Raw genomic sequence first — 14,070 nt, 5'->3', positions numbered from 1 at the left:
TTCCGTCTTGGGGATGAGAGTTTAAATTTGGTAATTATAAATTACCTTTAACAAGGAAGTGATGCGAATTAGAATATATTAATCTAATATAATAAAAGGTAAGCTACTAAGAGCAAGTGGTGGATGCCTTGGCTAGTAGAGGCGATGAAGGACGTGCCAGGCTGCGATAAGACTCGGGGAGCCGTCAAGGGGCTTTGATCCGGGTATTTCCGAATGGGGCAACCCAGTTAAGTGCAAACTTAACTACCTATATGGAGCGAACGTTGGGAATTGAAACATCTTAGTACCAACAGGAAAAGAAATCAAACGAGATTACGCTAGTAGCGGCGAGCGAACGCGTAAGAGGGCAAACCGTTAGTTTACTAACGGGGTTGTAGGACTGCAACATAGACTAAGCAAAGCTAATAGAACAATCTGGAAAGGTTGAGCATAGAGGGTGATACTCCCGTATATGAAAGCGATGTTTTACTTAGCAGTATCCTGAGTAGGGCGGAACACGTGATATTCTGTCTGAAGCCGGGTAGACCACTATCCAACCCTAAATACTACTACTAGACCGATAGTGCACAAGTACCGTGAGGGAAAGGTGAAAAGAACTGAGGTGATCAGAGTGAAATAGAACCTGAAACCATTTGCTTACAATCATTCAGAGCCCTATGATTTATCAGGGTGATGGACTGCCTTTTGCATAATGAGCCTGCGAGTTGTGATGTCTGGCGAGGTTAAGGAAACCCGGAGCCGTAGCGAAAGCGAGTCTTAATAGGGCGTTTAGTCAGATGTTGCAGACCCGAAACGATGTGATCTATCCATGAGCAGGTTGAAACTGGTGTAAGAGCCAGTGGAGGACCGAACCCGCTAGCGTTGAAAAGCTATGGGATGACTTGTGGATAGGGGTGAAAGGCCAATCAAACATCGTGATAGCTGGTTCTCTCCGAAATATATTTAGGTATAGCGTCATGTAGTAACACTAGGGGGTAGAGCACTGAATGGGCTAGGGCATACACCAATGTACCAAACCCTATCAAACTCCGAATACCTAGTGTGTAATCATGGCAGTCAGGCGGCGAGTGATAAAATCCGTCGTCGAGAGGGGAACAACCCAGACTAACAGCTAAGGTCCCTAAATCTCATTTAAGTGGAAAACGATGTGGAGTTACTGAAACAACCAGGAGGTTGGCTTAGAAGCAGCCATCCTTTAAAGAAAGCGTAATAGCTCACTGGTCTAGTGATTCTGCGCGGAAAATATAACGGGGCTAAAATGAGTACCGAAGCTTTAGACTTGCACTTAATCATTTATACTAGCTCGTCTTTTGAGCGTATTTAAATGAGTTTGTATTTTTCTCAATCAACAGCCTATATGGCTAGTCTCAATCAAAAAATACTTCACAACATTTAAATCCATCTCAAAATACTTCGCTTAATCCGTTCTTTTAAATTTCAGATTAAGCACTAAAATTTACAGTATAAATTTGATAGTATAAATAATTAAGTGCAAGTGGTAGGAGAGCGTTCTATTCAGCGTTGAAGGTGTACCGGTAAGGAGCGCTGGAGCGGATAGAAGTGAGCATGCAGGCATGAGTAGCGATAATTGGGGTGAGAATCCCCAACGCCGTAAACCCAAGGTTTCCTACGCGATGCTCGTCATCGTAGGGTTAGCCGGGTCCTAAGCAAAGTCCGAAAGGGGTATGCGATGGAAAATTGGTTAATATTCCAATGCCAACTATTATGTGCGATGGAAGGACGCTTAGAGTTAGAGGAGCCAGCGGATGGTAGTGCTGGTCGAAAGGTGTAGGTTAAGATCCAGGCAAATCCGGATCTTTTTAAGCCGAGACCCCACAGGCACACAAAGTTCTTCGGAACAGCGTGTGAATCCTTGATACTGTCGAGCCAAGAAAAGTTTCTAAGTTTAGTAATAGTTGCCCGTACCGTAAACCGACACAGGTGGGTGGGATGAGTATTCTAAGGCGCGTGGAAGAACTCTCTTCAAGGAACTCTGCAAAATAGCACCGTATCTTCGGTATAAGGTGTGCCTAACTTTGTTAAGGATTTACTCTGTAAGCAAAGAAGGTTACAACAAAGAGTCCCTCCCGACTGTTTACCAAAAACACAGCACTCTGCTAACTCGTAAGAGGATGTATAGGGTGTGACGCCTGCCCGGTGCTCGAAGGTTAATTGATGACGTTAGCTCTGCGAAGCGTTTGATCGAAGCCCGAGTAAACGGCGGCCGTAACTATAACGGTCCTAAGGTAGCGAAATTCCTTGTCGGTTAAATACCGACCTGCATGAATGGCGTAACGAGATGGGAGCTGTCTCGAAGAGGGATCCAGTGAAATTGTAGTGGAGGTGAAAATTCCTCCTACCCGCGGCAAGACGGAAAGACCCCGTGGACCTTTACTACAGCTTGACACTGCTATCGGGATAAAGATGTGCAGGATAGGTGGGAGGCTTTGATCTATAGACGCCAGTTTATAGTGAGCCATTGTTGAGATACCACTCTTTTTTATTCTGATAGCTAACTGGCATGAGTTATCCTCATGCAGGACAATGTCTGGTGGGTAGTTTGACTGGGGCGGTCGCCTCCCAAAATGTAACGGAGGCTTACAAAGGTTGGCTCAGAACGGTTGGAAATCGTTCGTAGAGTATAAAGGTATAAGCCAGCTTAACTGCGAGACGTACATGTCAAGCAGAGACGAAAGTCGGTCTTAGTGATCCGGTGGTTCTGTGTGGAAGGGCCATCGCTCAAAGGATAAAAGGTACCCCGGGGATAACAGGCTGATCTCCCCCAAGAGCTCACATCGACGGGGAGGTTTGGCACCTCGATGTCGGCTCATCGCATCCTGGGGCTGGAGCAGGTCCCAAGGGTATGGCTGTTCGCCATTTAAAGCGGTACGCGAGCTGGGTTCAGAACGTCGTGAGACAGTTCGGTCCCTATCTGCCGTGGGCGTAAGAAGATTGAGGAGAGTTGACCCTAGTACGAGAGGACCGGGTTGAACCAACCACTGGTGTACGAGTTGTCCTGCCAAGGGCACCGCTCGGTAGCTAAGTTGGGATGTGATAAGAGCTGAAAGCATCTAAGCTCGAAGCCAACTCCAAGATGAATCTTCTTTTAAGACCTCATAAAGACTATATGTTTGATAGGCTGGGTGTGTAATGGATGAAAGTCCTTTAGCTGACCAGTACTAATAGGTCGTCTGCTTATCTTTTAATAAGCATCACTTCCTTGTTAAGGGTAAAACCTTACAAGAGTAAAGCAGTGTTTATTTAAACTCTTGCTGACTTTAACAGTGTTAAATAAGGTTTATAACAATAAGCTTTATTTAACACTGCCCGTGACTATACAGACGAGGAAACGCCTTGCTCCATCTCGAACCAAGAAGCTAAGCTCGTCCTGGCTGATGATACTCTCCCTTACTGGGATGTTGGAAAAGTAGGTCGTTGCGGGCTTTGTTATTTATACAAAGCTACTACTTATTTAAATCACTACAATTTACTGAAACATCCATTAAGTATCTAATCTAAATAGCCATTAAAATATTTATATAAATAATATTAACACTAAGATATTTACACTAAAGAATATAATTATATGTTTGGGTTAGAATTTTAGATATTTATTTATTCTTTGGTTTTATATTATTGATTCTATCTCTGCTCTTATATTGCCTAGTTTGTTTATTTTTAATCATTCAAAATAAACTCTTATTAGTAGAAAACTATCTTCTTGCATCTTTTATAAAAAATAATATACAAAGTCTATTTAAGAAGCATTTTTATTGTAAAGGTTAATTGGTTGGTGGATTATTGCATTAGAGTTTAATAACTCAATGTAACGAATTATTAGAATGTATGTTTATGAATTATTATTTTAGATAAATGCAGGAGGATAAAATATGGCAGTTCTTGAAAAGCTAGGAGCGAAGCGAGTAGAACTCACGTAATATCAGCTCTTGTATCTAAACATTCTGAAATAAAAGGAAATATCGAATATTATAAATCAATCATCTCAAATTTACAATCTGAGCTTGAGACTATTAATAAAGCCATTATAATATTTGATCCAAACTATAATATAAATGAGATAAAAACTAAAAACATTACTAATAATAGACGTTTCTCTCGTGGAGAGCTTAGTAAAAAGATAATAGAGTGTATAAAAGAAAAACCTAGCAACGTTAAAGAGGTAACCGATTATGTATCAATTGGCAGTAATAAAAGTAGTAAAGAGGTAGTGGAGTATAGAAAGAATATCTATTCTGTAATAAGAAACATGGAAATGAGAAATATTTTAAACTCTTTTAAGGTTTATGGAATTAATCACTATAAAATATCCTAAGCTTCGAAGTCTTTCAATTAATCTTTTATTTCCTTGCCGTCCGCTTACAATTAAGAGCATGGCTATGCGTATATTATAAAAGTAGAAAGTTCGATGATTGATTTATAAAATTCTTATTGTTAAAATGAATTTGGATAGACTAATGGATTAATTTGGATGAAAGGGTATGATGAGTAACGAGATAGAACTAAAAAAACAAGGCGTCATCAAGCGCCTTACAAACAAAACTTTCAAATTTGACCCAAGGATAGCCGAGGGCTTTTATACCGCAAGATATTTTTTGAAGATAAATCTGGTTATAAAGAAAAATATAAAATAACAAATGCTTGAAATTATTTTTGTATAATTATAGTTATAAAAATATGAGGCAAATATAATAATTCTGTGAAAAATGTATTGATTTTATATATATCATTGCAAAAATATGAAAATCTTAATTTAAAGCCATTGGATAGAAAAAACAGAAGAAGAGTCAAAAGATATCATAGCCTAAAAACATCAAGTCAATTTATTGTTTCTCGCAATATAATAAGTAATTTTAAGAAGCGATCAAAATTTTGCATAAGCCATAAAAATGGATGCGTAGGAGTGCTGTTTGGAAAAGGAAAATTTGGTCTTGATATAGAAGAGATAAAGCAAAGAAATTTTAGCTCTATTTGTGAGTTTTGTTTTGCAGAAAATGAGCTAGAAATATATAAAAAATCAAAAAATATTAATACTTTTTATCAAATTTATACCACAAAAGAAGCCATATTAAAGGCTGAAAATTTAGGTTTTTCAGAGCTAAGATTAATCAATTCTTTAAATTATAAAAATTATACACACAAGAGTTTTTTGATTAGTAATAAGTATATCATTTCTATTGTTTTTAAAGGTAAAAAAGATATAATGTTAAAATTTATATAGTTAAAAGTTATTTATAGAGGGCTTATTATAGGTGAAAACATATATACATTCTAAAATAAAAAATATTATATTTTTTACTATATGTATATTTTTTATAGGATGTGTTGATAAATTTAGAAGTCCTGATTTACCAAAATTTGATAGTGTAATGTTTGAGATAATTACCGAAAGTGGATTAAAGAAGCTTTATGTATCTCATATTGATGAGAATTATAATTTTACTATGCTGGATTCACTAGGAACACCTCTTGCGAGGCGTGTCTTAAAGTCTGATGGCAAATTTGAAAGCATAGGTTTTTTGCCACCTAAAAAAGCATATAACGAGCTTTTTGTTAAAGTGCTAGATATGATAGAATTTAATAATTCCAAATCTATGTTTTTAATAGATAATGAAAATTTTAAGGTAAGAATAGTTGATATATATAAGTAAACCCTCTATGATTAGTGCAGCGGGTAAAAATAGTAATGAAAACATAGTAAATTTACAAAGTGGTAAGAGATTTTTAAGTGTTAGCAGTAGTTATAGAGAGGATAAAAAATTTATTTTAGGTATGACTACTGCCTCTCTTGCAAATTTTAATAAAAATACGCCAGAACATTTTAAAACACGTACAAATTCGTTGATATTAACTGCTCTTGATGACATAAACGATATCATATTAAGAGCTATTAAAAAATATGGTAAAAATAGAATTGGCGTGGTTATAGGTGCTACGACCAGTGGAGTAGAAGAAAATTACGAGACCTTTAAAGAGTATGCCAAGACTGGATTCTTTGATGCTAAGAAATTTAATATTAGTCGTAATACACTTGTGAATCCGTCAGAGTTTATAGCCTATCATTATGGATTAAATTCTGCAATATTTTCAATATCTACAGCCTGCACATCCGGAGTTAAGGCTATAATGCAAGCAAAAAGGCTTATAGAGGCTAATATTTGTGACGTAGTGATTTGTGGTGGCGTAGATAGCTTAAATACGCTTACGATTAACGGATTTGATTCGCTTGGAATTTTAAGCGAAAATGAGACCAATCCTTTTTCAAAAAATCGTGACGGTATTAATATAGGAGAGGGCGCAGCTCTTTTTTTAGTAAGTAGGGATGAAATTTCAAATGTAGTAGTTGCTTCTGAATATTCAAACTGTGATGCATTCCATACTACACAGCCGGATTTCAGTGCTAAAATGCAGACTATTTGTGTTAAAAGTGCACTTGATAGAGCTAAAATATCAAGTGTGGATTATATAAATTTACATGGCACAGGCACTATAGCCAATGATCAGGTGGAAGCCAAAGTCGTGCATGATATAATGCCAAATGTTCCGTCAAGCTCTATAAAGCCATCCATAGGACACACGCTCGGTGCCGCCGGCGCAATAGAGAGTGCGGTTTGTGTTATGCTTTGTCAGAATGATGAGAGTATTTTGCCGCCTCATATCTATGATGGAGTTTATGATGATAGCATTTGTCCAATAAATCTAGTAAAATTTGGACAAAAGGCAGTAGTTAAATCCGCAATGTCATTATCTTTTGCATTTGGTGGAGATAACGCAGCTATAGTTTTTAGGAGATTAAATTGAATATATCAGACCACCTTCCTCATGCTTCAAAGATTATTATGATAGATGAAGTTGTTGAATTTGGCGCAGGAAAAATTAAGACAAGAAGTGTTATTAAAGAGGATAATGGTTTTTTAAGAGACGGTAAGATAGAGATGTATAAGGCTATCGAGATTATGGCTCAAGCTCTTGGCGTATATGACTCTAAAACTCGTGAAGAGTCAGGTAAAAAATCGGGACTTGGATTTTTGCTGGGAAGTAGAAAATTTGAGATATTTATTCCTTGCTTGAGTGTTGGAGACGAGGTAGAAGTCGTATCGATCTGCTCAATTCAAGATGATAGTGGCTTTGGAGTTTATGATTGCGAGCTTTATGTAAATGGAATACTTGGCTCAAAAGCTAGTTTAAGTGTAATAAGTCCTGATGATGATTTTTTACAAAAGGTATTAAATGACTAAGAGAGTGTTGGTTACTGGCTCTAGTAGAGGTATTGGCGAGGCAGTGGCAAGAAGGCTAAAAAAAGCCGGATACGATGTAGTTTTGCACGGCAGAAGTGAAAGTGAGAAATTAATAAATTTACAAAACGAATTAAATTTAAAGAGCTTAGTCTTTGATGTCAGCGATACCGATAGTGCAAGATATAATATCCAAAGAGATATAGAGACTAACGGTGTTTATTATGGTGTAGTTTTAAATGCTGGAATTACGCGTGATAATACTTTTGCGGCAATCGAGGAAGATGATTGGTTTAATGTGATAGATACTAATTTAAATAGTTTTTATAATGTTTTAAAACCTATTATTTTGCCTATGGTTCGCACAAGAAAACCTGCTCGCATAGTAGCTATTAGTTCGGTTTCTGGTATCATAGGTAACCGAGGGCAGGTTAATTATTCTGCTAGCAAGGCAGGCATAATAGGCGCTGTAAAGGCTTTAGCCATAGAGCTTGCATCAAGAAATATTACCGTTAACTGCGTGGCACCCGGACTAATAGAGACTGATATGACGGATGGAAATTTGCCTATGGATGAAATTTTAAAGATGATTCCTGCAAAAAGAGCCGGCAAGGCCGATGAAGTAGCGCCTTTGATAGAATTTTTACTAAGTGAAGACGCGGCATATATTACTAGACAGGTTATTGGGGTAAATGGAGGATTGTGTTGAGAAGAGTTTTTGTAACCGGAATAGGAATGGTAAGTGCCTTTGGTAAGAGCTGGAGTGATATAAAACATAAATTTCAAGCTGAAAAAAATGCTGTAATATATATGGGTGAATGGGATAAATTTGTAGATTTAAACACCAGGTTAGCAGCTCCTATTATAAACTATGAGCATCCAAAAGAGTGGGACAGAAAGCAGCTTAGAAGCTTAGGCATAGTATCAAGATATAGCGTAGAGGCTGCAGGAGCGGTGCTAATAGATGCCGGGTTGATAGATGATGAGAATATAAAGGACGGTAGATTGGGAGTAGCCTGCGGTAGCTCGACAGGATCTACTGATTCTATAAGGTCTATGGCTCAGCTTTTGATAAACGGTTCGAGCGACTGCAATGCAAATACTTATATAAAGATGATGCCTCATACTACGGCTGCAAATATAGCTCTGTTTTACTCTTTAAAAGGTCGAATTATACCCACTTCTTCAGCTTGTACCAGTGGCTCTCATGCAATTGGTTATGCTTATGAGAGTATAAAATATGGAATGATAGATATGATGCTGGCGGGTGGAGCAGAGGAGCTTTGTCCTAGCGAGGCTTATGTGTTTGATACTCTTTATGCCACAAGTGTTAAAAACCAGACTCCAGAGCTATCACCATCACCTTTTGACAAAGATCGTGATGGGCTAGTGCTAGGAGAGGGTGCAGGAATGCTTTTGTTGGAGAGTGAAGAGAGCGCATTAAAAAGAGGAGCTAAAATTTATGCCGAAGTTGTTGGATTTGGTTCAAACTGCGATGGAACGCATATCACTCGTCCTCAAAGTGAAACTATGAAAGGCGCGATGATGCTTGCTTTAAAAGATGCTAATTTAAATCCTGAAAAAATCGGTTACATTAACGCTCACGCAACCGCCACAAAACACGGAGATATAGCTGAAAGCTACGCTACAAACGAGCTTTTTGGAGACAAGGTGGCGATTAGTTCTTTAAAAAGTTATCTGGGGCATACTCTTGGAGCCTGCGGTGGACTTGAGGCTATATTTAGCATAATGATGATGAATGAAGAGCATTTTTTCCCTACTATAAATTTAAAAAACGTGGATAGCGAGTGTGCCAGACTGAATTATTTAAAAGAGCAAACTTCTATTAAAACAAATTTTGTGATGAGTAACAACTTTGCATTTGGTGGAGTTAATACCTCTTTGATATTTAAAAAAATTGATTAAAAGGAGATATATTATGAAAAAGCTTATTGCTTTAGCTGTGTTTAGTGTATTTGCTCTTGGTAAGGATCAAATTTTTTATCATAATATAGCAGATGCTTTAAATTTAAAAAGGGCTTCGGAGTATGTAAGAAGTGATTTTATTATGGAGTTTTCTAAACAACACCACGAAGAGTTGAAATCAATTAAGGTCAATGGCTCTACTATAAGATATAGAGATAAGCCAGATAATATGTTTAATAAAGACTATCAAGATGAAGAACCAAAGGTTGATTATACAAAATCTTGCTATTATGCATTTTTGGCTGCGTTAAGGAATTTACAAAAGGTAGCCGAAAAAAATGGGTCTAAAACTATAGTCAATATTCAAGGAAATTTTAAAAATGAAATTTATGATAGCAGAGATAAATTTCAATGTGCTGTAGGCGGAACAAAAACTACTGTTGCTTTGAGGGCTGATTTGAAAAACTAAATCGAGGAAAGAATATGAATAAATTTTTTACAGCAATTGCTATTTTAGCATTAGGAGTCGGTTTGAGTGCGCGTGATGAAGTGCTTTATTTTTCTATAGATAATCTTTTAACTTCGCCGAAGGCCATAAGAGTGCTAAATCCTAATATAAAATTTAGCTTTGGTTCCGGAAGCAAGGGTGAGATACTGCAAAAAGATCTAATGTCTAATAAAAAGACAAATGCTTTTAATAAAAGCGATCAAGAAGCTTGTGAACGGGCGTTTTTATCAGCTCTTAAAACTTTTCAGGAAAGGGCTGTAAGAGAGGGTGGAACTAGAGTAATAAATATCACTGGATATTATAAAAAGCAACCTTTTGACTCAAAGACTCAGTTTCAGTGTGGCGCCGGTGCTTTAATGGCAGGGGTAACGTTAAGAGGCGATATAGCTAAATAATGAATTTAAGCTTTAGTGTAGATTTTTTTGATGCTATTGTTTTTGACGATTGTGAAGATACTACTCTTTTAAGATACAAGAGGGATTTTGAAATTTCACATATTCCTCCACTTGAAAGACGCAGATTAAGCAAAGCCGCTAAGTGTGCGTTCGATTTGACGAAAGAATTTAAAACCTTCGATATCCCAGTAGTTTTTAGCTCATACGCGGGAGAGATAAATAGATGTTTTGAGCTCGAAAAAACTCTTGCGGCAAATGAGCTTATATCTCCTACATCTTTTTCTTTGTCGGTTCATAATGCTCTTTCTTCACTGCTTAGTATAAGCATGAAAAATAATAGTGAAATTTCGGCTATTTCAGCCTTTGCGCCTCTTGAGTATGCTTTGATTGAAGCTAGTTTGTACTTTAACGAAGGCGTAGATAAAGTGCTTGTGATAGCATACCATGAAGCTATCAAGCAAAGCTACTACATTGAGAATTCAGCTTCTTGTATGGCAGCCCTTATAGTGAGTAGAGGTGAAAATTTAAGGCTCGCTAAGTTAGAAAAACAGAGCAAAAATGATGAAAATTTACTGATCAAATTTTTACAAAATTTTGATCCATCTAAAAAATCATCTTGGCAAAGCAGTGACAATAGTTCGACTTGGCAATGGGATTATGAACCTTAAGCATCTCTTTAAGCAGCTAGTTACCGGCACGCTATTTGCTATTTTTGGACTTATATGCATGCTTGGAAATATGATTTTTATACCAATTGTGGTTTTTAGATTGAATAAGATTAAGTTTATTCAAAATTTTGCCCGCGATACAGTTTGGATTTCGTGGAAGATTTTTATAGAGATTACGAGAGTGTTTGGCTATCTTGATTATAAATATGAAATAAAAACTAAGCTTGGAAAAAGCGCTCAGATGATAGTAGCGAATCATCCTTCGCTTTTAGATGTGGTGTTTTTGATATCTAGAGTTAGACGCGCAAATTGTGTTGTTAAAGGAGAGCTTGAAAAAAATATATTTTTGTTCGCCGCTATAAAAGCTTGTAACTATATACCGAATACGCAAAATGAAGAGCTTTTACAAAAAGCCGTAGATGCTTTGAAAAAAGGCGAGAGCTTAATAATATTTCCAGAGGGAACAAGAACCAAAGATGAGATAATTTTTCATAAGGCGGCAGCTTATATGGCTGTTAAAGGAGCCAGTGAAATGATTGCAATAGGTATAAATATGTATCCAAGGAGTCTTAGAAAAAAGGAGCCTTGGTATAAGACACCAGATGTTGTGATAAAATATGAGTTTAAGGAGCTTTTTAGCCTGAATTTGGAGGATTTTAAAAGTCAAAAACCAGATCCAATAAGGGCTAGGAAGTTGCATTTATATATGAGTGAAATTTACAAGGAGGAATTTAAAGATGCAAAATTTAATCAATGAGATCAAAGAGCTGATTATAGATAGCCTAAATTTAGAGGATATGAAGCCTAGCGATATAGATGAGAGTGCACCACTTTTTAATGATGGCTTAGGGCTTGATAGCGTAGATGCTTTGGAACTTGGATTGGCAGTTCAAAAGAGATACGGGCTCATACTTGATTCAAAAACGGCAAATTTAAAAGAGATTTTTTATAGCGTTGAGACGCTTACGAAATATATTTTTGAAAATAGGAAATAAAGATGACAAGAGATGATATTTTTCAAATTTTAAAAGATGCTTTGACCGAACTTTTCGAAATAGAAGAGGACAGAATAAAGCCAGGGACGCTCATATACGAAGATTTGCAGATAGATAGTATAGACGCTATAGATATGATTGATTATATCAAGAGAAAGACCGGATATAGGCTTATGCCTGAGGATTTTAAGAATGTAAAAACCCTTGATGATATTGTAAAAGCGGTGGCTAAGAAATTTGAAGCTTAGGGCGCTTAAATTTATCCTTACGATATTTAGCGTCATTTATCCATTTGCTATTTTTTTCGCAAGCTGTTTAAGTATATGGATACTTTGTCTGCTCGGGATTTTATGGGCGATTAGGGGATTTTTTGAAAGCGGAAATTTTAAATATATCTGCTTTTTTATAGCTGTTTTTTTTATGCTTTGTATGATTTTTAGAGGAACTAATCTAGCCTTTTTGTATCCGGTTTTAATGAGTCTTTTGTTTTTGGCTATATTTGCAAATAGCCTAAGAAATGAAGCCTTAATAACTAAGATAGCAAGGCTAAAAGAGCCAAATTTAGATCAAAATGGCGTAATATACACAAGAAAGCTAACTAAAATTTGGTGTGTATTTTTTGTAATAAACGGTGTAGTCGCATATGTATTGTCTTTGATGGAAGATAAAATTTATTGGAGCCTTTATAGTGGAGTGATATCTTATATGATAATGGGAGTGCTATTTGGCGGAGAAATTTTATATAGAAAGATTGTTTTAAAAGTATGAGAGAATTTAGTAATAAGTTACAAAACTTCAGATTTGAAGATGACGATAGAAACGTATATGTAAATGCATTGAAGTTTGCAAAAAAGATAAAAGAAAATAATATAAGAGAGATTGAAATTTATCTAAGTGATACATTTGATTTTTGCGTAGCATTTTTTGGCTCTATGATGGCGGGACTTGCACCGGATATTTTACCAAAGCCAATTTTTAGTAGCGATAAGAGCTACGTGGATAGCGAGAATTTTGGCAGCTATATTGATGTTGATTGCAATGAAGAGATTTTGCTTGGCGAGGATTGCAGATTTTTTCTAAAGACTTCAGGCTCAAGCGGAGAGAGTAAAAGGATAGAAAAAAAACTATCCGATATGATAACAGAATCAACTTATTTGGCTAAAGAATTTGGCTTTGAGAGTGATGGTATATTTTTTTCAAGTGTCTCTCATCAGCATATGTTTGGGCTTACATATAAGGTCTTTTTGCCAATCATTCTTGGCGCAAAAGTTGTTTCTAAAGAGATGAACTATTCGGAGAGAATACTTGAACTAGATCTTAAAAATCATATATTTATTACCAGTCCAGTGTTGCTTCAAGCGCTAATTAAAAGCCCAAGATCAAGCGAGATAAGAGAGCTAAAGTGGATAATAAGTGCGGGATCTGAGCTAAAAAAAACGCTTAGAGAGGAGTTAGCTAGACTTTGTAATGCAAAGATAGTCGACATATACGGCAGCACAGAGACGGGTGTAGTGGCTAGAAATTTTGGTGATGGACTTAGATTGTTTAGTGCTGTTAAAGCCAAATTTGATGAGCGTGAAGCCCTTGGCGTAAGCTCTCCTTGGTGCGAGTTTTTTCAAAGTAACGACTGGGCAGAAGTAAGCGGTGACAGACTTATATTAAAAGGAAGGATAGATCGCATAGTAAAGCTAAACGATAAGCGTGTAAGCCTGGAGAGTATCGAGAAAAAGCTATTTGAAAGCGGAATTTTAAGTGATTGCTACTGCGAAATACATCCAAATTTTAAGCGTCTAGCTGCACTTTTGGTATTAAATGAAAACGGGATACGTAAATTTAGACGATATGGTAAAAAGGGTATAGTAGCAGAGCTTTCAAATATCCTTAAAAACGAGTTTAAAAATAGTGTTAGATATTTTAAGATAGTTGATAGTCTGCCTAGAAATTCTCAAGGTAAATTTGCAAAACATGAGTTTGCAAATGTTTTGTTTAGAAGTATTTGTCCAAAATGGGAGCATAAGATATTAGAAGATGGCAAGAGTAAATTTAGCTCTGTTATGAGTGCGGAGCTTGAAATTTTCACCAATCATTTTCCCAATTTACCTCTAATTCCTGGTTTTATGCAGCTTGATTTTATTTTCGAGCTGGCAAGGTCAATAGGTATAGATTTAAGCGGTGCGTCAAGGATAGAGAATCTAAAATATATCAAATTTGTTCGTCCAAACGATAGACTTGATATATTTATAGAGAAAAAAGAGAATAGAGTATATTTTGAAATTTTTTGCAATGATGAAAAATGTTCTATGGGTAGAGTTGTTTATTAGGAAA

At 36.4% G+C, this 14,070-nt stretch carries 15 protein-coding genes and 2 rRNA genes; all 17 read left to right on the top strand.

What is annotated here, in order from left to right; translation table 11 throughout:
- Positions 1-96 precede the first annotated feature (96 nt).
- The 17 genes from CDOMC_RS05675 to CDOMC_RS05595 all read left to right on the top strand — a co-directional run bounded on the left by CDOMC_RS05675 (position 97) and on the right by CDOMC_RS05595 (position 14,066).
- A 23S ribosomal RNA gene (locus CDOMC_RS05675) occupies positions 97-3,203 on the top strand.
- 122 nt (positions 3,204-3,325) lie between these two features.
- Positions 3,326-3,444, top strand: a 5S ribosomal RNA gene (rrf, locus tag CDOMC_RS05670).
- Positions 3,445-4,502: 1,058 nt separating this feature from the next.
- Positions 4,503-4,652: a hypothetical protein gene (locus CDOMC_RS05665; protein WP_172128674.1), complete on the top strand. Its 150-nt coding sequence runs from the start codon at positions 4,503-4,505 to the stop codon at positions 4,650-4,652.
- A gap of 95 nt (positions 4,653-4,747) precedes the next feature.
- The gene (locus CDOMC_RS05660; protein WP_185768455.1) at positions 4,748-5,239 is read left to right on the top strand and encodes a 4'-phosphopantetheinyl transferase family protein; all 492 of its coding nucleotides are present in this window, start codon (positions 4,748-4,750) and stop codon (positions 5,237-5,239) included.
- A gap of 31 nt (positions 5,240-5,270) precedes the next feature.
- A complete protein-coding gene (locus CDOMC_RS05655; RefSeq protein ID WP_236861281.1) occupies positions 5,271-5,669 on the top strand; it encodes a hypothetical protein in 399 nt (132 codons plus the stop codon).
- Entirely contained in the window at positions 5,653-6,819 is a 1,167-nt protein-coding gene (locus tag CDOMC_RS05650) for a beta-ketoacyl synthase N-terminal-like domain-containing protein (protein WP_172128670.1), read from the top strand. The genes CDOMC_RS05655 and CDOMC_RS05650 overlap by 17 nt, the downstream gene beginning before the upstream one ends.
- Entirely contained in the window at positions 6,816-7,256 is a 441-nt protein-coding gene (locus CDOMC_RS05645) for an ApeP family dehydratase (RefSeq protein ID WP_172128668.1), read from the top strand. Before CDOMC_RS05650 ends, CDOMC_RS05645 begins: the two co-directional genes overlap by 4 nt.
- The gene (gene fabG, locus CDOMC_RS05640; protein ID WP_172128666.1) at positions 7,249-7,962 is read left to right on the top strand and encodes a 3-oxoacyl-ACP reductase FabG; all 714 of its coding nucleotides are present in this window, start codon (positions 7,249-7,251) and stop codon (positions 7,960-7,962) included. The genes CDOMC_RS05645 and fabG overlap by 8 nt, the downstream gene beginning before the upstream one ends.
- The gene (locus CDOMC_RS05635; protein ID WP_172128664.1) at positions 7,956-9,179 is read left to right on the top strand and encodes a beta-ketoacyl-ACP synthase; all 1,224 of its coding nucleotides are present in this window, start codon (positions 7,956-7,958) and stop codon (positions 9,177-9,179) included. Before fabG ends, CDOMC_RS05635 begins: the two co-directional genes overlap by 7 nt.
- 13 nt (positions 9,180-9,192) lie before the next feature.
- Positions 9,193-9,648 (top strand): hypothetical protein, encoded by a 456-nt coding sequence (locus CDOMC_RS05630; RefSeq protein ID WP_172128662.1) that lies wholly within the window; start codon positions 9,193-9,195, stop codon positions 9,646-9,648.
- Between the two features lie 14 nt (positions 9,649-9,662).
- Positions 9,663-10,082 carry an excinuclease ABC subunit A gene (locus CDOMC_RS05625; RefSeq protein ID WP_172128660.1) on the top strand — a complete coding sequence of 140 codons (420 nt, stop codon included), beginning with the start codon at positions 9,663-9,665 and terminating at the stop codon, positions 10,080-10,082.
- The gene (locus CDOMC_RS05620) at positions 10,082-10,750 is read left to right on the top strand and encodes a beta-ketoacyl synthase chain length factor (protein ID WP_172128658.1); all 669 of its coding nucleotides are present in this window, start codon (positions 10,082-10,084) and stop codon (positions 10,748-10,750) included. The genes CDOMC_RS05625 and CDOMC_RS05620 overlap by 1 nt, the downstream gene beginning before the upstream one ends.
- Complete coding sequence (locus CDOMC_RS05615; RefSeq protein WP_236861280.1) at positions 10,710-11,507, top strand: lysophospholipid acyltransferase family protein; 798 nt, start codon at positions 10,710-10,712, stop codon at positions 11,505-11,507. Before CDOMC_RS05620 ends, CDOMC_RS05615 begins: the two co-directional genes overlap by 41 nt.
- Positions 11,488-11,745: a phosphopantetheine-binding protein gene (locus CDOMC_RS05610; RefSeq protein WP_170020444.1), complete on the top strand. Its 258-nt coding sequence runs from the start codon at positions 11,488-11,490 to the stop codon at positions 11,743-11,745. Before CDOMC_RS05615 ends, CDOMC_RS05610 begins: the two co-directional genes overlap by 20 nt.
- 2 nt (positions 11,746-11,747) lie before the next feature.
- Positions 11,748-11,993: an acyl carrier protein gene (locus CDOMC_RS05605; RefSeq protein ID WP_172128656.1), complete on the top strand. Its 246-nt coding sequence runs from the start codon at positions 11,748-11,750 to the stop codon at positions 11,991-11,993.
- Positions 11,994-12,174: 181 nt separating this feature from the next.
- Positions 12,175-12,513: a hypothetical protein gene (locus CDOMC_RS10175; RefSeq protein WP_236861279.1), complete on the top strand. Its 339-nt coding sequence runs from the start codon at positions 12,175-12,177 to the stop codon at positions 12,511-12,513.
- Complete coding sequence (locus CDOMC_RS05595) at positions 12,510-14,066, top strand: AMP-binding protein (RefSeq protein WP_172128652.1); 1,557 nt, start codon at positions 12,510-12,512, stop codon at positions 14,064-14,066. The genes CDOMC_RS10175 and CDOMC_RS05595 overlap by 4 nt, the downstream gene beginning before the upstream one ends.
- Positions 14,067-14,070: the final 4 nt, after the last annotated feature.

It is taken from the genome of Campylobacter sp. RM16192, assembly GCF_004803855.2.
In the GTDB taxonomy this organism is placed as follows: Bacteria; Campylobacterota; Campylobacteria; order Campylobacterales; family Campylobacteraceae; genus Campylobacter_A.
The sequence above is the reverse complement of the archived record's forward strand: the minus strand, read 5'-3'. Positions and strand labels throughout refer to the sequence as shown.

Bases quoted from the DNA above. Each gene is read 5' to 3' on its own strand.
- CDOMC_RS05665 (WP_172128674.1), top strand. From the start codon at position 4,503: ATGAGTAACGAGATAGAACTAAAAAAACAAGGCGTCATCAAGCGCCTT.
- CDOMC_RS05605 (WP_172128656.1), top strand. From the start codon at position 11,748: ATGACAAGAGATGATATTTTTCAAATTTTAAAAGATGCTTTGACCGAA.
- CDOMC_RS10175 (WP_236861279.1), top strand. From the start codon at position 12,175: ATGATTTTTAGAGGAACTAATCTAGCCTTTTTGTATCCGGTTTTAATG.
- fabG (WP_172128666.1), top strand. From the start codon at position 7,249: ATGACTAAGAGAGTGTTGGTTACTGGCTCTAGTAGAGGTATTGGCGAG.
- CDOMC_RS05610 (WP_170020444.1), top strand. From the start codon at position 11,488: ATGCAAAATTTAATCAATGAGATCAAAGAGCTGATTATAGATAGCCTA.
- CDOMC_RS05625 (WP_172128660.1), top strand. From the start codon at position 9,663: ATGAATAAATTTTTTACAGCAATTGCTATTTTAGCATTAGGAGTCGGT.
- CDOMC_RS05630 (WP_172128662.1), top strand. From the start codon at position 9,193: ATGAAAAAGCTTATTGCTTTAGCTGTGTTTAGTGTATTTGCTCTTGGT.
- CDOMC_RS05620 (WP_172128658.1), top strand. From the start codon at position 10,082: ATGAATTTAAGCTTTAGTGTAGATTTTTTTGATGCTATTGTTTTTGAC.
- CDOMC_RS05595 (WP_172128652.1), top strand. From the start codon at position 12,510: ATGAGAGAATTTAGTAATAAGTTACAAAACTTCAGATTTGAAGATGAC.